The 20,229-nt window shown below is 68.3% G+C and carries 23 protein-coding genes and 2 pseudogenes; 18 read left to right on the top strand and 7 right to left on the bottom strand.

Annotated elements, in window-relative coordinates; genetic code table 11:
* Positions 1-61 precede the first annotated feature (61 nt).
* On the top strand, positions 62-883 hold the full coding sequence (locus ACFVV1_RS15420; RefSeq protein ID WP_389989715.1) for a serine hydrolase domain-containing protein: 822 nt from the start codon (positions 62-64) through the stop codon (positions 881-883).
* On the opposite strand, the gene ACFVV1_RS15415 is transcribed toward ACFVV1_RS15420, so the two are convergent.
* Positions 843-1,334, bottom strand: a complete 492-nt coding sequence (locus tag ACFVV1_RS15415; protein WP_389989714.1) for an ATP-binding protein — start codon at positions 1,332-1,334, stop codon at positions 843-845. The two genes, ACFVV1_RS15420 and ACFVV1_RS15415, sit on opposite strands and share 41 nt — an antisense overlap.
* A gap of 86 nt (positions 1,335-1,420) precedes the next feature.
* Here ACFVV1_RS15415 and ACFVV1_RS15410 point away from each other — a divergent pair, with 86 nt between their 5' ends.
* The 7 genes from ACFVV1_RS15410 (at position 1,421) to ACFVV1_RS15380 (ending at position 7,780) form a co-directional block, all read left to right on the top strand.
* Entirely contained in the window at positions 1,421-2,269 is an 849-nt protein-coding gene (locus ACFVV1_RS15410) for a helix-turn-helix domain-containing protein (protein ID WP_389989713.1), read from the top strand.
* Positions 2,229-2,492, top strand: a complete 264-nt coding sequence (locus ACFVV1_RS15405) for a DUF397 domain-containing protein (protein WP_389989712.1) — start codon at positions 2,229-2,231, stop codon at positions 2,490-2,492. Before ACFVV1_RS15410 ends, ACFVV1_RS15405 begins: the two co-directional genes overlap by 41 nt.
* 496 nt (positions 2,493-2,988) lie before the next feature.
* A complete protein-coding gene (locus ACFVV1_RS15400) occupies positions 2,989-4,377 on the top strand; it encodes an IS1380 family transposase (RefSeq protein ID WP_389989711.1) in 1,389 nt (462 codons plus the stop codon).
* Between the two features lie 319 nt (positions 4,378-4,696).
* Positions 4,697-5,128 (top strand): hypothetical protein, encoded by a 432-nt coding sequence (locus ACFVV1_RS15395; RefSeq protein ID WP_389989710.1) that lies wholly within the window; start codon positions 4,697-4,699, stop codon positions 5,126-5,128.
* 83 nt (positions 5,129-5,211) lie between these two features.
* Positions 5,212-5,958 carry an ABC transporter ATP-binding protein gene (locus ACFVV1_RS15390; protein WP_389989709.1) on the top strand — a complete coding sequence of 249 codons (747 nt, stop codon included), beginning with the start codon at positions 5,212-5,214 and terminating at the stop codon, positions 5,956-5,958.
* Positions 5,955-7,208, top strand: coding sequence for a hypothetical protein (locus tag ACFVV1_RS15385; RefSeq protein ID WP_389989708.1), 1,254 nt, complete (start codon positions 5,955-5,957; stop codon positions 7,206-7,208). The genes ACFVV1_RS15390 and ACFVV1_RS15385 overlap by 4 nt, the downstream gene beginning before the upstream one ends.
* The gene (locus tag ACFVV1_RS15380; protein ID WP_389989707.1) at positions 7,205-7,780 is read left to right on the top strand and encodes a hypothetical protein; all 576 of its coding nucleotides are present in this window, start codon (positions 7,205-7,207) and stop codon (positions 7,778-7,780) included. The genes ACFVV1_RS15385 and ACFVV1_RS15380 overlap by 4 nt, the downstream gene beginning before the upstream one ends.
* Before the next feature lie 160 nt (positions 7,781-7,940).
* Here ACFVV1_RS15380 and ACFVV1_RS15375 read toward each other — a convergent pair whose 3' ends face one another.
* Together ACFVV1_RS15375 and ACFVV1_RS15370 are read right to left on the bottom strand one after the other, a co-directional pair.
* The gene (locus ACFVV1_RS15375) at positions 7,941-8,186 is read right to left on the bottom strand and encodes a hypothetical protein (protein WP_389989911.1); all 246 of its coding nucleotides are present in this window, start codon (positions 8,184-8,186) and stop codon (positions 7,941-7,943) included.
* Positions 8,110-8,526 (bottom strand): annotated as a pseudogene (locus ACFVV1_RS15370) (ATP-binding protein); the annotation flags it as partial. The pseudogene ACFVV1_RS15370 and the gene ACFVV1_RS15375, both read right to left, overlap by 77 nt.
* An 84-nt stretch (positions 8,527-8,610) precedes the next feature.
* Here ACFVV1_RS15370 and ACFVV1_RS15365 point away from each other — a divergent pair.
* The 4 genes from ACFVV1_RS15365 to ACFVV1_RS15350 all read left to right on the top strand — a co-directional run bounded on the left by ACFVV1_RS15365 (position 8,611) and on the right by ACFVV1_RS15350 (position 11,512).
* The gene (locus ACFVV1_RS15365; RefSeq protein WP_389989706.1) at positions 8,611-9,435 is read left to right on the top strand and encodes a helix-turn-helix domain-containing protein; all 825 of its coding nucleotides are present in this window, start codon (positions 8,611-8,613) and stop codon (positions 9,433-9,435) included.
* Complete coding sequence (locus tag ACFVV1_RS15360) at positions 9,419-9,685, top strand: DUF397 domain-containing protein (RefSeq protein ID WP_389989705.1); 267 nt, start codon at positions 9,419-9,421, stop codon at positions 9,683-9,685. The genes ACFVV1_RS15365 and ACFVV1_RS15360 overlap by 17 nt, the downstream gene beginning before the upstream one ends.
* Before the next feature lie 663 nt (positions 9,686-10,348).
* Positions 10,349-10,564: a DUF6243 family protein gene (locus tag ACFVV1_RS15355; protein ID WP_389989704.1), complete on the top strand. Its 216-nt coding sequence runs from the start codon at positions 10,349-10,351 to the stop codon at positions 10,562-10,564.
* 303 nt (positions 10,565-10,867) lie between these two features.
* Entirely contained in the window at positions 10,868-11,512 is a 645-nt protein-coding gene (locus ACFVV1_RS15350) for a hypothetical protein (RefSeq protein WP_389989703.1), read from the top strand.
* Between the two features lie 31 nt (positions 11,513-11,543).
* On the opposite strand, the pseudogene ACFVV1_RS15345 reads toward ACFVV1_RS15350, so the two are convergent.
* Positions 11,544-11,825 (bottom strand): annotated as a pseudogene (locus ACFVV1_RS15345) (transposase family protein); the annotation flags it as partial.
* Positions 11,826-12,152: 327 nt separating this feature from the next.
* On the opposite strand from ACFVV1_RS15345, the gene ACFVV1_RS15340 reads away from it, so the two are divergent.
* A complete protein-coding gene (locus ACFVV1_RS15340) occupies positions 12,153-12,743 on the top strand; it encodes a GNAT family N-acetyltransferase (protein ID WP_389989702.1) in 591 nt (196 codons plus the stop codon).
* A gap of 159 nt (positions 12,744-12,902) precedes the next feature.
* On the opposite strand, the gene ACFVV1_RS15335 is transcribed toward ACFVV1_RS15340, so the two are convergent.
* Positions 12,903-13,547: a dihydrofolate reductase family protein gene (locus tag ACFVV1_RS15335; protein WP_389989701.1), complete on the bottom strand. Its 645-nt coding sequence runs from the start codon at positions 13,545-13,547 to the stop codon at positions 12,903-12,905.
* A 107-nt stretch (positions 13,548-13,654) separates the two neighbouring features.
* A complete protein-coding gene (locus ACFVV1_RS15330) occupies positions 13,655-14,320 on the bottom strand; it encodes a pirin family protein (RefSeq protein ID WP_389989700.1) in 666 nt (221 codons plus the stop codon).
* 125 nt (positions 14,321-14,445) lie between these two features.
* Here ACFVV1_RS15330 and ACFVV1_RS15325 point away from each other — a divergent pair, with 125 nt between their 5' ends.
* From ACFVV1_RS15325 to fabF, 5 genes are all read left to right on the top strand, one after another.
* Positions 14,446-15,645, top strand: a complete 1,200-nt coding sequence (locus tag ACFVV1_RS15325; RefSeq protein ID WP_389989699.1) for a PucR family transcriptional regulator — start codon at positions 14,446-14,448, stop codon at positions 15,643-15,645.
* Positions 15,646-15,734: 89 nt separating this feature from the next.
* On the top strand, positions 15,735-16,649 hold the full coding sequence (locus tag ACFVV1_RS15320; protein WP_389989910.1) for an ACP S-malonyltransferase: 915 nt from the start codon (positions 15,735-15,737) through the stop codon (positions 16,647-16,649).
* Between the two features lie 13 nt (positions 16,650-16,662).
* On the top strand, positions 16,663-17,664 hold the full coding sequence (locus ACFVV1_RS15315; protein WP_389989698.1) for a ketoacyl-ACP synthase III: 1,002 nt from the start codon (positions 16,663-16,665) through the stop codon (positions 17,662-17,664).
* Between the two features lie 63 nt (positions 17,665-17,727).
* On the top strand, positions 17,728-17,976 hold the full coding sequence (locus ACFVV1_RS15310) for an acyl carrier protein (protein WP_014045780.1): 249 nt from the start codon (positions 17,728-17,730) through the stop codon (positions 17,974-17,976).
* A gap of 77 nt (positions 17,977-18,053) precedes the next feature.
* Entirely contained in the window at positions 18,054-19,316 is a 1,263-nt protein-coding gene (gene fabF / locus ACFVV1_RS15305; protein WP_389989697.1) for a beta-ketoacyl-ACP synthase II, read from the top strand.
* A gap of 132 nt (positions 19,317-19,448) precedes the next feature.
* Here fabF and ACFVV1_RS15300 read toward each other — a convergent pair whose 3' ends face one another.
* Complete coding sequence (locus ACFVV1_RS15300) at positions 19,449-19,943, bottom strand: DUF3145 domain-containing protein (protein WP_389989696.1); 495 nt, start codon at positions 19,941-19,943, stop codon at positions 19,449-19,451.
* Positions 19,944-20,229: the final 286 nt, after the last annotated feature.

Raw genomic sequence — 20,229 nt, 5'->3', positions numbered from 1 at the left:
CCGAGTTGCCCCTCGTCGGGCAGCCGGTGGCTCGACAGCCCTGCCCGATACGCTCGTATGCATGCAGAGCCTGGCGATGATCGACAACTGGCCCGTCCCCACCGCGGCTGCGGCCGTCGTACGAGCGGACGGCACCGTCGTCGGTACGCACGGCCCGACCGCGCACCGTTTCCCGCTCGCCTCCGTCACCAAGCCGCTCGCGGCCTACGCGGCGCTGGTGGCGTACGAGGAGGGCGCGGTCGAGCTCGACGAGCCGGCCGGACCCGAGGGTTCCACGGTCCGGCATCTGCTCGCGCACACCAGCGGGCTCGCCTTCGACGAGCACCGGGTGACAGCAGCTCCGGGCACCCGGCGGCTCTACTCCAACGCGGGCTTCGAGGTGCTCGGCGACCACATCGCCAAGGCCACCGACATCCCGTTCCCGGAGTACGTGCACCAGGCAGTCCTGGAGCCGCTCGGGATGACGTCCACCACGGTGGACGGCTCGCCCGCCAAGGACGGTGTCTCGACCGTCGACGACCTGGTGCGGTTCGCGGCGGAGATACAGGCGCCGCGACTGCTCGACCCGCGTACGGTGCTGGCCGCGCAGACCGTCGTCCACCCCGGCCTGAAGGGTGTGCTGCCGGGCTACGGCCACCAGAACCCCAACGACTGGGGGCTCGGCTTCGAGATCCGGGACCACAAGTCGCCGCACTGGACGGGCAGTTCCTCGTCACCCGCAACCTTCGGGCACTTCGGGCAGTCCGGCACGTTCCTGTGGATCGACCCGGTCGCGGGGGCGGCCTGCGTCGCCCTCACCGACCGGGCCTTCGGACCGTGGGCGGTCGAGGTGTGGCCGGCGTTCACGGACGCGGTGCTCGCGGAGCTCCGTTCCGGCCGCTGAGCCACGCCTCGTCCGGCCGGTCCGCCGCCTTCCCGGACAGGCACTCGAACCACACCGTCTTGCCGGTGCCGTCGCGGCGCGGTTCCGCGCCCCAGCGGTCGGTGACTGCGTCGACCAGCACCAGTCCCCTGCCGCCCTCGTCGAAGGCATCACCCAGTACCGCGCGGGGCAGTTCCGCGCAGCCGTCCGCGACCTCGACGCGCACGCCCCCGGCCGGGAGCAGGAAGATGAGTGTCTGGCAGCGGCGGCCGGGGACATGCCGTACGACATTGGCGATCAGCTCGGTGAGCGCCAGCTCCGCCGCGTCGGCCACGTCGAGAAGCCCCCAGCCGGTGAGGTAGAGGCGCAGGATGCGGCGCAGATGCCGGGCCGAGTGCTCGCCCAGCGCGAAGTCGGCGCGGTAGGTCGCCTCCAGCCAGTCGTCGGCCCGCGGATCAATTACGTGATTCATGTCACCAGAGTGCAGCGACACGATTACGCTCGGCTACGTACGGAAACGAACGCCGCGAGGCGTTGAATGCCGGAGGTGCCCCCGCCGTGGCCAACATCCAGACTCTCGATCCCAGCGCTTCCCCGTTGGACTACTACGGCTGGGAGCTGCGCCGCCAGAGAGAGGCCGGCAACCTCAAGCAGGCGCAGCTCGGCGACATCATCTTCTGCACCGGCTCCCTGATCGGCCAGATCGAGACCACGAGGAAGCTACCCACCCGCGACTTCTCCGAGCGGGTGGACGCGGCACTCGGCACGGACGGCATGTTCTCGCGCCTCGTCGGCCTGGTCCTGCGCAGCCAGCTGCCGACCTGGTTCCAGCCGTACGCGGACATGGAGGCCCGTGCGGCGTACATCTCCACGTACCAGGCGCAGTTGGTGTACGGGCTGTTGCAGACGGAGGAGTACGCGCGGGCGGTACTGGCCACCGGCATGCCGGACGACCTCGAAGGCCTGCTTGCGGCTCGGATGGAACGCCAGCGCATTCTGGAGCGGGAACAGCCGCCGCTCGCCTGGGTCATCCTCGACGAGGCCGTGCTACACCGGCCGATCGGCGGCCGCGAGGTCATGCGGAACCAACTCGCCCGCCTGTTGGACTACGCCGACCACCGCTGGATGCGGGTCCAGGTGTTGCCCTTCGAGGCCGGTGAACACGCGAGCCTGGATGGCGCGTTCACCACGATGCGCTTCGACGACGATCCTGACATCGTCTACACGGAGGACATCGTCTCCGGTCATATGACCGCCAACCCCGAGACCATCCGGGACGCCGCACGCCGTTACGCTCACTTGCAGGCTGCCGCCCTCTCCGTGGAGGCGTCGGCGGCATTGATCGCCCGCGTGATGGAGGAGCGTTATGGAAACCAGTCGCGACCTGAAGAGCGCGCGGTGGCGTAAGTCGAGTTACAGCGGAAGCACCGGCGGCGAATGCGTCGAGTGCACCGTCACCGGCGGCGCGGCATGGCGCAAGTCCAGCTACAGCGGAAACACCGGCGGCGACTGCGTAGAGGTGGCCGACGGCCTCCCCTGCGCCGTGCCCGTGCGCGACAGCAAGAACCCGGACGGCCCCGTCCTGGTCGTCGGGGCCGACGCCTGGCGGACGTTCGTAGACGGGCTCTGAGGTCGTCGGAAACCCGCACAACGGAGGGGGCTCGGAACGACCGGTGGTCGTCCCGACCCCCTCTCCGTTCCCCCATGACCGACTGCGGTGCTACGCGGAAGCAACGCGGGGCCACTCGAACGCAAAGCCCGCGGACCACCCTCGGCCCAGACCTAGCGCCACCTTGCACCGACCGCACACTGACGCGCAGCTCCACGGCGATCGCCGCGTTCGACTCGCCTCGGTCGAACCGCTCTGCCACCTCAAGCCGTAACTGCTCCCGGAACTCCTGACGTTCAGCGGTCAGCCCGCCGCCTTGTGGATACCGCGTACCCCGGAGATACCGCACGGATCGAGGAACGTCAGCCTCTACGACACCACGGGTTCAACCTCAGCCCGGATCCACCGGCTTGACGCCTGTGGATCGTTCTTCCGGAAACGAAGAAGTGCCTTGTGACCTGCGATGATGGGGTTTCTCTAGGACCACATCAGGCACGATCGGCAAGGCACTTCCGAGATGCAATCTTCCCATGCCGCGACGGCTGTCTCATCCGCGTTCGATGACCCGAACCTGATCGCGTACGGCGGGCTGGAGCCGGTGATGCGGCTGGCCGAGCGGTGCGGTCTGCCAACTCTGGCCGACGAGCTCATCAGGCTGCCCGCATCGAAGGACGGCACCGGCGCCTTCCCAGCGGCGAAACTGATGTCACTGGTGGGCGGCATGGCCGTGGGCGCCGACAGCATCAATGACATGGACCGCCTGCGGCATGGCGCGATGGGCCGCCTGTTTGCCGGGGTCCGGGCCCCGTCCACGCTGGGATCGTTTCTACGCTCCTTCACACACGGGCATGTGAAGCAACTCCACGCCGTGGCCCGCCGGTTCCTGCCCGTACTGGCCCGTCATACCCCGCTGCTGCCCGGCGCGGACCAGGTCACCTACGTGGACATCGACGACACCATCCGCCGCACCTACGGCTACGCCAAGCAGGGCGCCGGCTACGGATACAGCAAGGTCAAGGGCCTGAACGCATTGCTCGGCATCGTCTCCACGCCCCTGTCCGCCCCGGTGATCGCCGCCACCAGGCTGCGCAAAGGACCATCGAACTCCGCACGCGGCGCGGCAGCGTTCGTCGCCGAGACCATCCGCACCGCCCGCGCCTGCGGCGCCAGTGGCCTGCTGGTGACGCGGGCGGACTCCGCGTTCTACGGCGCCGACGTCGTGAACTCCTGCCGGGCACTGGGCGCGCGTTTCTCCATCACCGTGCGGATGAACGCCTCCGTCAAGGCCGCGATCGGCCGCATCGACGAGGGCGCCTGGACGCCGATCAAGTACCCCAAGGCGGTCTGGGACGAGGAAGGCCAGTGCTGGATCTCGGACGCCGAGATAGCCGAGGTCCCCTACACCGCGTTCACTTCCAAGCCGAAAAAACAGCAGGTCACCGCCCGTCTGATCGTGCGCCGCGTCAAGCGCCTGGGCACCGGCACCGTTCCCGCCGGGCAGGGCACGCTCTTCGATACCTGGCGCTACCACGCCGCGTTCACCGACTCCCCGCTCTCCTTGAAGGACGCCGAGCGTGACCACCGTCGGCACGCCGTCATCGAGCAGGTGATCGCGGATGTCAAGAACAGTGCCTTCGCTCACGCGCCGTCCGGCCATTTCCAGGCCAATGCCGCGTGGCTCGCCCTGGCGGCGCTGGCGCACAACCTGACCCGCGCCGCCGGCGCCCTGGCCGGAACTTTCCATGCCAGAGCGACCACCGCCACCATCCGTGACCACCTGATCAACGTGCCCTCCCGGCTGGCCCGCTCGGCCCGCCGCCTCACCCTGCACCTACCCGAACTCTGGCCCTGGAGCACGGACTTCACCCAGCTCTTCAGCACGGTGCATGGGCTACCAGCCTCCTGACGCTCCCCGACCGACCTGCCCGAAAGGGTTCGACACGCGTGGACAAGTGGAAAAGCTGGACAGACCAGCGGCCACCCCATGCCCGAATCCGCGACTCAACCCCAGCACGGCCCGCACAGCCCCGAAACGCCCACCCCGAAATCAGCCGGTGGATCCGGGCTCAGTAGTCAACACCTCTCGCGCAGGGGAACCTCACGGCGCCAAACGATCACGCCGAAAGTGGCCAACAATTGACCGAAAGCATTGCCATCCTTGATCAAAAATTGATCATGTACCTAACAACTCGACTGTTCGTTCACATCAACTCAAGGGAAGACACATGAGACCTGCACATCTGACTGCCCTGCGTGAGCCCAGCCGTCGTATAGCCACCGTTGCGCTTGGTGCCGCCGCCGTGCTCGGCCTGATCGCCGCGCCGGCCCAGGCATCGACCTATTCCAGCCATCTGACAGGTGCAGGTCCGGGCTTCGAGTCCAGCCGCTGGAACGACAGCGGCGGTACAACCAACATTAAGTTCACCGGCTGCACGGATGACTACAACGACAAGAGCGTCACCGTCCGGCTCCGTAAGGACACCTTCGGGCCGGACCCGTCCTACGTGAACGCGGTGTTCACCCAATGCTTCGTCAGCGGCACGTCGACCTCTTCCGGCACGTGGGCCGACCACGGCTCCGGCGCGTACTACTTCGTCGTCAACGACGCCATGGTGGGCGTGCGCGTTACGGTCAAGTCGCTGACCGTAACGTACTAAGCGCCTCCCCTCCTTCGGGGCTGCACCACACTGCGCAAGTGCAGCCCCGAAGGATGGCTCCTCTTTCTGCCCCGAGGGACCCCATGCCCCTGCATTACCAGTCCTGCACCTTCCGATACGGCAGCAGGTCACGCCCGATCCTCGACCGCCTGGACCTGGCATTCTCGCCCGGCCACACCGTCCTTCTCGGCCCCAACGGTGCGGGCAAGAGCACCCTGCTCTCCCTTGGCGCCAGCGCCTTGATCTCACATTCGGGACGCATCCGGTACGGGGACCTTGATCCGGCCAACCGCAAACAAACGCGAGAGTACCGAAACAAGGTCTCCTGGCTACCGCAGCATCCAGGGTTCCTTCCCGGGCTGACATGCAGAGAGCATGTGGCTTACGTGGGCTGGCTCAAGGGCATGCGGGAACGCGACGCCTGGCACGCCGCGCTGGGCGCAATCGAACGAGTCGGCCTCATCGAAAAGATCGACAGCAAGATCAAGACGTTGTCCGGCGGCCAGCAGCAGCGGGTCGCTATCGCACAGGCACTCGTTCATGATGCCGAACTACTGCTTCTCGACGAGCCGACCGTCGGACTCGACCCACATCAGCGGCGCCGGCTCCTCGACTTGCTGGTTTCGCTACGCGGCAAAGTCCATGTGATCGTCTCCACTCACGACATCGGCGACCTCGACGACGCTTTCGACGAGGTTGTAGTCCTTGAATCGGGGAGATCGAGGTTCAGGGGAACGGTCAAGGAGTTCGCTGACCATGCCGCCCCGGACTGTGCACCTGGTCGACGCCTGGAGAGCGCCTATGCGTCGCTCTTGGAGGCAGCCGAATGATTACCTGGGCAAATCTCCGCGCCTCGGCCGCACCCTGGCTGGTGCTTCCCATCTTGATATACGCAGGCCTGTACGTCGACGACGCCGCCTTCACCGCACCGTCGAGGTACGGAGTTGAGTCCGGTGAACTGGCCGCCCACGCCATCGCGGTCATCGCCCCGGCAGTGGCCGCAGCTGCCGCGTGGGAGGCTGGTCGTCATCGCCTGCTCGGTGCTTTGAGTGCCACCGGCCAACGCAGCCCGGCACGGCAGCTCTTGCGGGCTGTCGCACCGGTCTTGATCCTTCTGCTCGTACTCGTCATCGGCGCGCTCGTCGTGGCCCACCATGCGGCAGGCGTGTTGCCCGGTGGGGCCGGGTGGCTCGCTGTGGCGCATCTGATCGTGCTGTCCCTCGGCTGGTTGGTGATCGGCTGGTGCCTCGGGCTCTTGATGCCCAGGAGTATTGCGGCGCCCGCTGCTGGTATCGGCTGCTGGGCGTGGCTGTCTATGCCGCACGCGATGTCCAACTCCTGGATGCGTCACCTGGGTGGCTTCATCGACGGGCTGTCGACCGTCACAGATGTGGTCACCCCAGCCGTTTATGTAGTGCCATGGGGAGTTGTTGCTGGTTTGGCACTCGCCTTCTGGGTTTTGGCCCGGATGCGCCGACGTGCCTGGGCGGTGGCCATTGCCTTTGCCGTGGCGGCAGTCACCTTCGTCGCCGGCCGCGCTTTGGTGATCGACTGGGGCTACCAGAACCCGTCCAGCCCACGCAGCGTTGCCATGGCTTGTACCGGGCAAGCGCCGAGGGTGTGTGTACCACCGGAGTACGAGCCTTACGTCGAACAGTTGCAGCGAGACGCCCTGGCTCCGATCGCACGCTTGAAGAGTGCCGGAATAGCTGTCCCGAAAGAGCTGCGTATCACCTCGGCGAAGGTTCCGCTCACGCCGGGCACGTGGCCGTTGTACTGGTCGCTGCCCCCGCGCGGGGGTAGTCAGGACCCTGCCGAGTACGCCGCAAATCTAGCGGAATCCGCAGTAACCGGAACAGCGGCGCTCGCTGGTGTGGATGACTGCCGACAGCCAGGTTCTCCCGCCGCCGCCTGGGCTGCTCTGGTGGTTGGAGTGGACGAACAGGGTGTACGGGCAGCACTGCCCCCTACGGAATGGTCGGCACTCCAGAAGATTCGCCAGCTTCCCGCTGACGAGCAGGCCGACTGGTTCACCAAGGCGGCTGCGGGCCAAAAGCACTGCAGCGGGGCCATCTCATGAACCGCTATGCGATCACTGTGCGCCGCTGGTGGGCTGGTCCTGCGGCGCTCGCCCTGCTCGTCGTGGCGTGCTGGACGGTGGGGGCGAGCGAGGTCCCCGTCCCAAGCCTGTTTGGAGCCACGGGCAGTGCCCAACTCGCCTACTTCACCCCCGTCCTGATCGTCATCGCCGTCATGTACTGCCTGGATCGGCAGCTACATGATGTCGAGACCACAGCGGTCCAGCCCATCCACCGGTTTGATCAAGGCGCCATCATTCTTACTGCGGCGCTGGCCCACGCGGCCGGAGTGGTGGTGGGGATGGACATCGCCCGCAACGTCACTCTCCTTCTCGCCCTCGGGCTCCTCACACGCCGCCTCGCCAATGAAGCTACGGCGGCGGGAGCAGGGATGATGTTTCTCGTCATCAACCTCGTTCTCGGCCGCGTCTACAACCCCGATGGCCACAAAGCTCACACCTGGTGGGCCGTTGCCCTCTACCCTTCGAACAGCATGACAGCGTGGCTGGTGGCGGTTGCCCTGTTCGCGCTCGTACTCCCGTTGGCGTTCTCGCGAACTTCAGCTACTCGCTGATACCTCGATCCTGCTGTCATATTGCCCCCGTCACGGCGCAAACCCGCTTGGGGCGTGCACCGCCAAGTGGGCTGCCAATAGTTGGGGATTTCGGACCAGCCGTTCGCGGTCCCCGGGCGGGCGTGACGGCCCTCAAGCGACGGCGGACGTGCCGCCCCGTTCAGGCCGACAGTTCCCAGATCAGCACCTCGGCCGTCCCGCCCGCGACCAGCTCCAGGCCCTCCTCCCCGGTGATCCGCACCGAGTCGCCCGCCTCCAGCTCCTCGTCCCCGAGCCGTACGCCCCCGGCCGCTGAGCCACGCCTCGTCCGGCCGGTCCGCCGCCTTCCCGGACAGGCACTCGAACCACACCGTCTTGCCGGTGCCGTCGCGGCGCGGCTCCACGCCCCAGCCGTCGGTGACGGCATCGACCAGGACCAGCCCCCGCCCGCCCTCGTCGAGGACATCACCCATGACCGCGCAGGGCAGTTCCGGGCAGCCGTCCGCGACCTCGACCCGCACGCCCCCGGCCGGGAGCAGGAAGATGAGCGTCTGGCAACGGCGGCCGGGGACGTGTCGTACGACATTGGCGATCAGCTCGGTGAGCGCCAGCTCCGCCGCGTCGGCCACGTCGAGAAGCCCCCAGCCGGTGAGGTAGAGGCGCAGGATGCGGCGCAGATGCCGGGCCGAGTGCTCGCCCAGCGCGAAGTCGGCGCAGTAGGTCGCCTCCAGCAAGTCGTCGGCCCGCGGATCAATTACGTGATTCATGTCACCAGAGTGCAGCGACATGATTACGCTCGGCTACGTACGGAACCGAACGCCGCGAGGCGTTGAATGCCGGAGGTGCCCGCCGTGGCCAACATCCAGTCGCTCGACCCCAGCGCTTCCCCGTTGGACTACTACGGCTGGGAGCTGCGCCGCCAGAGAGAGGCCGGCAACCTCAAGCAGGCGCAGCTCGGCGACATCATCTTCTGCACCGGCTCCCTGATCGGCCAGATCGAGACCACGAGGAAGCTACCCACCCGCGACTTCTCCGAGCGGGTGGACGCGGCACTCGGCACGGACGGCGTGTTCTCGCGGCTCGTCGGTCTGGTCCTGCGCAGCCAGCTGCCGACCTGGTTCCAGCCGTACGCGGACATGGAGGCCCGTGCGGCGTACATCTCCACGTACCAGGCGCAGTTGGTATACGGGCTGTTGCAGACGGAGGAGTATGCGCGGGCACTACTCGGTGTCGATCACCCCAACAAGGTTGACGAGATGGTGGCGGCCCGCCTGGAGCGCCAGCGGATCTTGAGGGGCGAGAATCCGCCCGCTCTGTGGGTTGTCCTGAGCGAGGCGGCACTGCTCCAGGAGGTCGGCGGACGTGACGTCATGCGTGCCCAACTGGCTCATCTGTTGGGCTTCCGCGACGATCCCTGGGTACAGATCCAGGTGCTTCCGTTCTCCGTCGGCCAGCACACGGGAATGATGGGCTCGTTCAACTTGCTCAGGTTCGAGGACGACCCCGACCTGTTCTACTTGGAGAGCTACGACCAGGGTCACATGACCGCCAATTCCCAGGTGATCAAGGAACGTTCGGTCGGCTACGCTCGCTTGCAAGCCACAGCCCTCTCCCCCGAGGACTCGGCGACACTGATCGCTCGTGTGATGGAGGAACGCTATGGAGACCAGGCATGACCTGACCGGAGCTCGGTGGCGGAAGTCGTCGTACAGCGGCACCAACGGCGGCGAATGCGTAGAGTGCACCGTCACCGGCGGTGCGACCTGGCGCAAGTCCAGTTACAGCGGCACCAATGGCGGCGACTGCGTAGAGGTGGCCGACGGCCTCCCCTGCGCCGTGCCCGTGCGCGACAGCAAGAACCCGGACGGTCCCGTCCTGGTCGTCGGGGCCGATGCCTGGCGGACGTTCGTGGACGGGCTCCGCTGAGGCCGCCGCAGGCGCCCGTACGGCGAAGGGGGCTCGGGACGACCGGCGGTCGTCCCGAGCCCCTGACTGTATGGCGACCGGAAGGCCCAGCTGCAGAGTGGCGTAAACGGCATGAACGCCGTCCAAGGGCGGTTTGACCGAACCGGTGTGAATGGGCTGCCCGAGGCGTACCTGCTCGGCTTCGATCCGGTGGGTAAGGGAGACGGCAAGGTCATCCTGGCCACCGGGAACCCCGACACAGCCGACCACACAGGTATCTACGTCCCCGGAACGGGTACTCACCTAAAGGTTGTCCCGTAACGGTGGGGCGCAAGTGAGATGATCTCTCATGCCGTCAGTGTGCTCGCGAGCCCGCGGCGGCCCAGTAACGCCCATCTGGACCTGCCCCGGGCGGGCGGCGACCACCGGCGGGTGCTGGCGGTGCTGAGATTCCCGGAAGGAAACGGCTGACCCCGGGCGCTCGCCGAAGGCCCGGCCGACGCCGGGGAACCGAAAAGGTTGGTGTGCGGGGCCGACGGAACCGGGTAACGTCTTTGTCATGTTCTTCCAGACGCCGATTTACGAGTGAGAGCGTGATGGGCCCCTGCTGACGTCCTTCGACGTCGCCGTCCGTCCCCCACCGACGAATCCGTAGATCACTTCACATCATTACCGGGAGAACCCGTGACCGTGAGCAAGAACATCAACAACCCCGTGGGCATGGGCGGCGGCCAGCGCAAGAGGCTGTCCCGCGCCGAACGGCAGAACAACGGTCCGCACCGCAACCTCGACCGCCAGGGTGCAGCCGACCAGAAGGCGGAGCTGGTGCGCAAGATGCGCGAGAAGGCAGGCGCACCTGAGGGAGCCGGGCAGTCGGGCGACGACACCGCACAGAGCTGACACACCGCCGCCGCAGGGCGGCACCGCACGGGGCAGGGCTCGGACCGCGACGCGCGGTCCGGGCCCTGCTGCCGTACCGGGCGCGGCCGGTCCCGCTCAGCTCTCGGCCGACCACCCGCGTCTCAGCTGACCACCCGGGGCAGCCGCAGATTCGGCAGCCCCGTCACTGCCACCACCCCGAGCTGCAACAGCAGCTCAGCGCGTTCCCCGTGCCCAGCCCGGGCGACACCGCAGCTAAGGCTTGCCCCGCAACGTTGAGGCGGGCGGCTGAGGGAGCGAGGGCTCGCTGCCTATCCTCGTGTCATGCAGCTGCCTCGGGATCCGTCGAACGTCACGCATGTCCTTGTGGCAGCCTTTCCGGCACGTCTTGCCGGTGCCGTGCAGAGTGTCTTGGCGGTCATGCCGGACGCCAGGCTCGCGCCGGCGGAGTCATTCGAGGTTGTTGAGGTGCAGGGCGAGACCGTCGCCCTCCCCTACCGGATCTACAACGAGGAGCCGGAGACCGGCGGCTCGGAGCGGCCACTGACCGAAACCCAGCAGGTGATCTTGCATTGCCTGTACTCACGGCACAGTGATGGCAGGGTCCGCCAGCGCCACCTCGAAAAGATCACGGCGTCGAGCGAGCCATGGGTGGTCCCATTTGTGGTGCGGTTGGCCGGCGAGTACGTGCTGGAGATCCTTGACGCGATCGGCCTGGGTGTTCCCGGCCTCGCTGCCCCAGCGTCGGCTGACCGCAGGCTCTATGGCGAGTTCATCGAGCGCAATCCAGACTTCTTCGCACGCACGGAGCGACGCGTGGTGAGCTACTGGTCGTGCTACTACCGTCGGAAATATGAAGTGTTTGGGACGTATCCGGGGGCCGCGCTGATGGAGGCGTTCCGGGCCGCCGCGTCAGAACACGCCGACGTGCAGTGGCCGCGGCACACACCGCCGCCGTCGGCGACGTGATCGGCGGGTCCGCCTAAACGCAGTCGTCGCCCTACCCGGTGAGGGCGAGATTGTGCAGGCGGGCAACACCGCGGATGGCGTGGTGGACGCCTTCGCCTTTGAGGCGGCAGTCGCGCAGGATCTTCCAGTTCTTCATGCGGGCGAAGACATGCTCGACACGCGCGCGGACTTGCTTGTGCGAGCGGTTGTGCGCCTCTTTCCAGGCCGCGAGCTCGGCTTTCCCTCTTTCACGGCGGTGAGGGATGAGGAGCCCGGTGCCCTGGTAGCCGCTGTCGGCGATGGTGACCGCGTGGCCCACAGCGGCCTTGGCGCCGTGCCTCGACAACAGTTGCACCCCGAGGACCGTCTCCCAGAACGGATCCGGACCCGACGCGACCCTGACCTTCGCGAGGTCGGCGAACATGAAATGAATACGCAGCACGTTATCCCCCGAATCCCCCGATTCCTTGAACTCACGCGGAGTCTCGGCTTCAAATGGGCCGAGATGCCCGCGTAGTTGGGGAGCGGACGCTCGCCGTTTCCGGTTCCCGGGGGCGGGCGTGACGGCACTCACATGGAGGGGCGGCCCTGGGCGCAACCGCTCAACGCATCCTGAAGGAAACGGAGTTCGGTGGCCCAGGAGCCGCTACGCTCCCCGGCCATGGCCGACATAGTCCGCGCCGCCGCCTCCGACGTCCCGGCGCTCGCTTCCGTACTCGCCAGCGCCTATGCCGAGGACCCCGTCTGGTCCTGGCTGATGCCGCACGACCGGGACCGGAGGCTGCGGCTGCTGTTCACCACGCATCTGGCACAGCAGGTCCCGGCGGGCCGGGTGTGGACCGATCCGGACCGCACGGTGGCGGCGGTGTGGGCGGAACCCGGGCAGTGGAAGCTGCCGGTGAGCTACCTGCTGCGCAACGCGGGCACGCTGCTGCGGGCGGGACGGGCCCAACTGCCCCGGACCGGAATGCGGTTGCTCGCGCTGGAGCACCGCCACCCGGCCGAGCCCGCGCACTGGTACGTCGAGTACATCGGCACCCACGCGGACGCGCGCGGCACGGGGCGCGGATCGCAGGTGCTGGGCGGGCTGCTGGAACAGGCGGACGCGGACGGGCGGCCGGTGTTCCTGGAGTCGAGCAACCGCCGCAACCTGACCTTCTACCAGCGGCACGGCTTCACCGTGCGGGAGGAGATGACGTTTCGGGCAGGGCCGCCGATGTGGTCGATGTGGCGCCGGGACACGGACCAGTAGCGCTTCGCCGACGAGCGGGCCCGCCGCCCACGGCTGTGCGGTGGTTGCGGACGAGTGCGGCGGCCCGTCCCGGTGTCCCGCCCGCAACCACGCAGTCATTCACCATCATTCACCGGAACGCCCTCGTGGGTCGCGCCGGCGTCCCCGAGCGGGCCCTCGTCACTTCCGCCAGAACAGGTGGTGCGTCACGCCGCTCGGGCTGGGCACCACCTCCAGGTGGTACCGGTCGAGCAACTCATCGGGTGACTCCCAGAGCCGTACTCCGGATCCGAGCTTCACCGGCGAGACCGCCACATGCAGGGTGTCGACGAGGCCCGCGTCGAGGAACTGCCGGATGGTGGTGGCTCCGCCGCCGAGTCGGACGTCCTTACCCTCGGCCGCCTCCCGCGCCTGTTGGAGGACCGTGGCCGGATCCCCGTCGACGAAGTGGAACGTGGTGTCGGACAGTGTGTACGAAGGACGTGTGTGGTGGGTCATGACGAACACCGGGGTGCGGAACGGGGGCTCGTCGCCCCACCAGCCACGCCACTCGTGGTCGTTCCAGGGCCCGCGCTGGGGCCCGAACTTATTGCGGCCCATGATTTCGGCGCCGATGTTGCGTGCGTAGTCCCGCGTGAAGTAGTCGTCGAGGCCCCGGCTCCCCCCGGGGTCGGTGCGCATGGGCCAACTTGCCGTGGCACCGGCCCAGGAGAACAGCCTCTCCGGATCGACATGACCGAACGGACTCTCGAAGCTCTGGTCCTCACCGGCCCCGATTCCGTCACTGGAAACATTGAAGTTCTGGACTCTCAGTAACTGGGCCACGCGTTCCTCCTGCGTCGTCGGTAACAGTGATCAGACTCTTCGGGCCGGCAAAACTCATCGCCGCGCCGTGACCGACCTGAATTCAGGCCGCCCGTGGTCCTGTCGACTCAGGCCGACAGCTCCCAGATCAGCACCTCGGCCGTCCCGGCCGCCTCGGCCGCAACCAGCTCCAGGCCCGCCTCCCCCGTGATCCGCACCGAGTCGCCCGCCTCCAGCTCCTCGTCCCCGAGCCGTACGCCCCCGGCCGCCACATGGACGTACACCCGCGCCGAGTCCGGCACCGCCGTGCGTTCCCCGGGCGCGAGTCTGCGTACGTGCAGCATCGCGCCGGCCGCCGGGAGGGCGTAGGGGGTGGAGTCGGCGATGCCGGGAACGATCGTGTACGAGGGCTCGCCGCCCGGCTCGAGCGGGGCCAGCCACATCTGGATGAAGGTCAGCGGGCCGTCCCCGTCGTTGCGCTCGATGTGGCGCACCCCGGCGGCGGCACTGAGGTGCTGGAGGTCCCCGGCGCGTATGACCGTGGCGTGACCGGTCGAATCGCGGTGGGTCAGCTCGCCCTCGACCACCCAGGTGACGATCTCCGTATGGCTGTGAGGGTGTTCGTCGAAGCCCGCGCCAGGGGCGAGCCGCTCCTCGTTGCACGCCAGGATCGCGCCGAAACGCAGATTGTCCGGGTCGTAGAAGCTGCCGAAGGAGAAGGCGTGCCGGGACAGGATGCCGGCGGCCCGGTCCCCGCCCAGGAAGCGGTCTTCGGCACGGTGTACGGAAATCACCTGCCCACGGTAGCCCGGCGCGGCGCACCCGCGCCCCCCTCGGGCCCCTCGTCGCTACCCGGCGGTACGACCCGCCACCGCCCCGGCCCTCCGCTCACGTGGCCGGATAAGGCAGTCTTGTGTCCGTGCCCCGATCCGATCCTGAGCAGCCCGCTGCGAACGCCGCCCACCTGCATGCCGCGACCCTGAAACGGCTGGAACAGTCCTCCGGCCGACTGGCCGCCAACGCGATCGCCCGCATGGACGAGACGCTGCCGTGGTACCGGGCGATGCCACCGGAGAACCGGTCCTGGATCGGCCTGGTGGCCCAGGCCGGGATCGCGGCGTTCACCGAGTGGTTCCGGCATCCGGAGACCCCACAGGCCATCTCCACCGATGTGTTCGGCACGGCTCCGCGCGAGCTGACCCGGGCGATCACGCTGCGGCAGACCGTCGAGATGGTGCGTACGACGATCGAGGTCATGGAGGCCGCGATCGAGGAGGTCGCCGCGCCCGGCGACGAGTCGGTGCTGCGGGAGGCGCTGCTCGTCTACGCGCGGGAGATCGCCTTCGCCACCGCCCAGGTGTACGCGCAGGCCGCCGAGGCCCGGGGCGCCTGGGACGCCCGGCTGGAATCGCTCGTGGTGAACGCGGTGCTGTCCGGCGAGGCCGACGAGGGCGCCGTGTCACGCGCCGCCGCCCTCGGCTGGAACTCCCCCGAGCACGTCTGTGTGGTGCTCGGTACGGCTCCGGACGGCGACAGCGAGCTGACCGTGGAGGCGATCCGGCGGGCCGCCCGGCACGCGAAGCTCCAGGTCCTGACCGGGGTGCTCGGCAGCCGCCTCGTCGTCATCGCGGGCGGCAGCGACAACCCCCTGCAGGTCGCGAAGGCGCTGATCGGCCCGTACGCGGCAGGTCCCGTGGTCGCCGGGCCCGTGGTGCCCGACCTGCTGGCGGCCACCCGTTCCGCACAGGCGGCTGCCGCCGGGCTCAAGGCGTGCGGCGCGTGGCAGGACGCCCCGCGGCCGGTGCTGGCCGACGATCTGCTGCCGGAGCGCGCGATGGCGGGTGACCCCGCCGCACGGGACCAATTGGTGGAGGAGATCTACAGACCGCTGGAAGAGGCGGGTTCCGCGCTCCTGGAGACGCTGAGCGTGTATCTGGAGCAGGCGAGCAGCCTGGAGGGCGCGGCCAGGATGCTCTTCGTCCACCCCAACACCGTGCGCTACCGGCTCCGACGTGTGACTGACGTCACCGGTTGGTCACCTTCCGATGTCCGCTCGGCGTTCACTCTGCGAATCGCCCTGATCCTGGGACGCTTGGCCGCCAGAGATCCCCAGTCCTAGACTTTTGTCGGACATCAACAATTCCCCATACGGTTCTTCGTCCCTGTCCCCACGGGTGTTCCGGACCGTTCACAAGAGAGAGTGTGAGGGTGCTCGTACTCGTCGCTCCCGGCCAAGGCGCTCAGACGCCCGGCTTCCTGACTCCCTGGCTCGACCTCCCCGGTGCCACCGACCGCGTCGCGGCCTGGTCCGATGCCATCGGGCTCGACCTCGCCCACTACGGCACCGAGGCCGACGCTGAGGCGATCCGTGACACCGCGGTGGCGCAGCCGCTGCTGGTTGCCGCCGGTCTGCTGTCGGCCGCCGCGCTCGACGCGTCGCCCGACATCGTCGCAGGTCACAGCGTGGGTGAGATCACCGCAGCGGCCCTCGCCGGAGTCATCGACGACGAGACGGCTCTCCGTCTCGTACGTACCCGTGGGCTCGCCATGGCCGACGCCGCGGCGGTCACCGAGACCGGCATGGCGGCGCTGCTCGGCGGCGATCCCGAGGTGACGGTCCCGCACCTTGAGAAGCTCGGGCTGACCCCGGCCAACGTCAACGGTGGCGGCCAGATCGTCGCCGCCGGCACCGCCGCGCAGATCACCGCGCTGACCGAGGACAAGCCGGAGGGCGTACGCCGCGTGGTGCCCCTCAAGGTCGCCGGCGCCTTCCACACGCACCACATGGCGCCCGCCGTCGACCGGCTGCGCGAGGCCGCCCTGGCGCTGAAAATCGCCGACCCGACCGTGACATATGTCTCGAACGCCGACGGGAAGCCCGTGGCCATCGGCGACGAGGTCATCTCGCGGCTGGTCGGCCAGGTGGCCAATCCGGTCCGCTGGGACCTGTGCATGGAGACCTTCAAGGAGATGGGTGTCACGGCGCTCATCGAGGTGTGCCCCGGTGGCACCCTCACGGGTCTCGCCAAGCGCGCGCTGCCCGGTGTGCAGACCCTCGCGCTCAAGACCCCCGACGACCTCGACGCGGCCCGCGCGCTCATCTCCGAGCACGCGGGCGCCTAAGGAGCCCGAGAGCATGTCGAAGATCAAGCCCAGCCAGGGCGCCCCGTACGCACGGATCATGGGTGTCGGCGGCTACCGGCCGACCCGTGTCGTGCCGAACGAGGTGATCCTCGAAACGATCGACTCGTCCGACGAGTGGATCCGCTCGCGCTCCGGCATCGCCAGCCGCCACTGGGCCTCCGAGGAGGAGACCGTGGCCGCGATGTCCGTCGAGGCGTCCGGGAAGGCCATCGCCGACGCCGGGATCATGCCCGAGCAGATCGGCGCCGTGATCGTCTCCACCGTCTCGCACTTCAAGCAGACCCCGGCCATCGCGACCGAGATCGCCCACAAGGTCGGTGCGGGCAAGCCCGCCGCCTTCGACATCTCGGCCGGCTGCGCGGGCTTCGGCTACGGACTGACGCTCGCCAAGGGCATGATCGTCGAGGGTTCCGCGGAGTACGTCCTCGTCATCGGCGTGGAGCGGCTCAGCGACCTCACCGACCTGACGGACCGGGCGACGGCCTTCCTGTTCGGTGACGGCGCCGGTGCGGTCGTCGTCGGCCCGTCCAAGGTGCCGGCGATAGGACCGACGGTCTGGGGCTCCGAGGGCGACAAGTCCGAGACCATCAAGCAGACCGTGGCGTGGGACGAGTTCCACACCGAGCGCCCGGAGAAGTTCCCGGCCATCACGCAGGAGGGCCAGGCGGTCTTCCGCTGGGCCGTCTTCGAGATGGCGAAGGTCGCCCAGCAGGCGCTGGACGCGGCCGGGATCGCCCCGGAAGACCTGGACGTCTTCATTCCGCACCAGGCCAACATGCGGATCATCGACTCGATGGTGAAGACCCTGAAGCTGCCGGAGAACGTCACGGTCGCCCGTGACGTGGAGACCACCGGCAACACCTCGGCCGCCTCGATTCCGCTCGCTATGGAGCGGCTTCTGGCGACCGGTCAGGCGAAGAGCGGCGACACCGCGCTCGTCATCGGCTTCGGGGCGGGTCTCGTCTACGCCGCGACGGTCGTTACCCTCCCCTAGGCACACCAGGCCTTTCGGCCCGGACGCCCGAACCCTGCAGATAAACACCGAAGGAGCGCCAACATGGCCGCCACTCAGGAAGAGATCGTCACCGGTCTCGCCGAGATCGTCAACGAGATCGCCGGTATCCCGGTCGAGGACGTCCAGCTGGACAAGTCCTTCACCGACGACCTGGACGTCGACTCGCTGTCCATGGTCGAGGTCGTCGTCGCCGCCGAGGAGCGCTTCGACGTCAAGATCCCCGACGAGGACGTCAAGAACCTCAAGACGGTCGGCGACGCTGCCGACTACATCCTCAAGCACCAGGGCTGATCAGCCCGGCTCCTGTGTCGCCACCCGGCGGTGGCGCCGCTGATTCACGACCCTCTACACGTGGAGAAGATTTTCCAGTGAACTCGACCAATCGCACCGTGGTCGTCACCGGTATCGGCGCAACCACTCCGCTGGGTGGCGACTCGGCGTCGACCTGGGAAGGTCTGATGGCCGGCCGGTCCGGCGTCAAGCCTCTCGAGGGCGAACGTTTCGCCGAACTGCCCGTCCGGATCGCCGCACTCGCGGCCGTCGACCCGGGCGACGTCCTGCGCCGCCCGCTCGCCCGCAAGCTGGACCGCTCGGCGCAGTTCGCGCTGATCGCGGCCCGTGAGGCGTGGGCGGACGCCGGTTTCACCGGCAAGGCCGGTGAGGACGAGGCGATCCGGCCCGAGCGGCTCGGTACGGTCATCGCCTCCGGTATCGGCGGCGTGATCACCCTGCTCGACCAGTACGACGTGCTCAAGGAGAAGGGCGTACGCCGCGTCTCCCCGCACACCGTGCCCATGCTCATGCCCAACGGCCCGGCCGCCAACGTCGGCCTGGAGGTCAACGCCCAGGCCGGTGTGCACACTCCGGTCTCCGCCTGCGCCTCGGGCGCCGAGGCGATCGGGTACGCCGTCGAGATGATCCGCACCGGCCGTGCCGATGTGGTCCTCGCCGGTGGCACCGAGGCGGCGATCCACCCGCTGCCGATCGCGGCGTTCGCCAACATGATGGCGATGTCGAAGAGCAACGACGAGCCGGAGAAGGCCTCCCGTCCGTACGACACCGGCCGTGACGGCTTCGTACTCGGCGAGGGCGCCGGAGTCGTCGTCCTGGAGTCCGCGGAGCATGCCGCCGCGCGCGGCGCCAAGGTCTACTGCGAGGTGCTGGGGCAGGGGCTGTCCGCGGACGCCCACCACATCGCGCAGCCCGAACCGACCGGCCGCGGCATCGCCGCCGCGATGCAGAACCTGCTGGACCAGACGGACCTCAAGCCGTCCGAGGTCGTCCACCTCAACGCGCATGCCACGTCGACGCCACAGGGCGACGTCGCGGAGCTGAAGGCGCTGCGCAAGGTGCTGGGCGACGACCTCGACCACGTCGCGATCTCCGCGACGAAGTCGATGACCGGTCACCTGCTGGGTGGTGCGGGCGGCATCGAGACCGTCGCGACGGTCCTGGCGCTGCACCACCGGATGGCGCCGCCGACCATCAACATCGACAACCTCGACGAGGCGGTCGAGGCGGACATCGTGCGCGATGAGCCGCGGCCGCTGCCGGAGGGTCCGATCGCCGCGATCAACAACTCGTTCGGGTTCGGCGGGCACAACGTGGTTCTGGCGTTCCGCAGCGTCTGACCTGCGGTCCGCGGGCCGGTACACCGAAACCCGTCTCCCCAGCTGGGGGGACGGGTTTCGTCCGTTGCACGGGGTGTTTCGGGGGCTCTGCCCCCGGACCCCCGCGCCTCAAACGCCGACGAGGCCGGTTTTTCACACCACCTGGTGCAGCCACCGCACCGGTGCGCCCTCGCCCGCGTGACGGAAGGGCTCCAGTTCGTCGTCCCACGGCTTGCCGAGCAGCTTGGCGATCTCGGCCTCCAGGTCGGTCTCGCCCCGCACCGACCGTGCCAGCGCCGCACGCAGCCGGTCCTCGGGCACCAGGATGTCGCCGTGCATGCCGGTGACGGCGTGGAAGATGCCCAGCCGGGGCGTGGAGCTGTAGCGCTCGCCCTCCGACGTGGGGCTCGGCTCCGCCGTCACCTCGAAGCGCAGCAGATCCCAGCCGCGCAGCGCGGAGGCCAGCTTCGACGCCGTGCCGGGGCGAGCCTGCCAGGAGAACTCGGAGCGCCAGGTGCCGGGCGAGGCCGGCTGTCTGATCCAGTCGAGCTGGACCCGCACACCGAGGACACCCGCCACCGCCCATTCGACATGGGGGCAGAGCGCGCGCGGTGCGGAGTGAACGTACAGAACTCCACGTGTCGTCACCGGGACCTCCAGTGTGGGACGAAGTTCGCCTTCCCCAGCGGCCTCGCGCCCGTACCGTCTCTTCTCAGCCGGCCCCCGAGGTTGTCGTCAGTAAACAGCATCGGGGTGAATCTCCTGAAAAGGGACAGTATGTGACGTGATGTGATTTACAGAAAGCCACCCGAGTGGAGTCGGGCGAGGCAACGCGCCGCTGGTTCGACGAGGAAAAGCTACCGCGCGGCGGCGGCCGAGGTGTGACGTACGGTCGGTCCTGGGCACATCATTCGCTCAGCTTTCACCCTGCGGG

The organism is Streptomyces sp. NPDC058092, from assembly GCF_042884935.1.
GTDB lineage: Bacteria > Actinomycetota > Actinomycetes > Streptomycetales > Streptomycetaceae > Streptomyces.
This window is presented reverse-complemented; position numbering and strand designations above follow the sequence as displayed.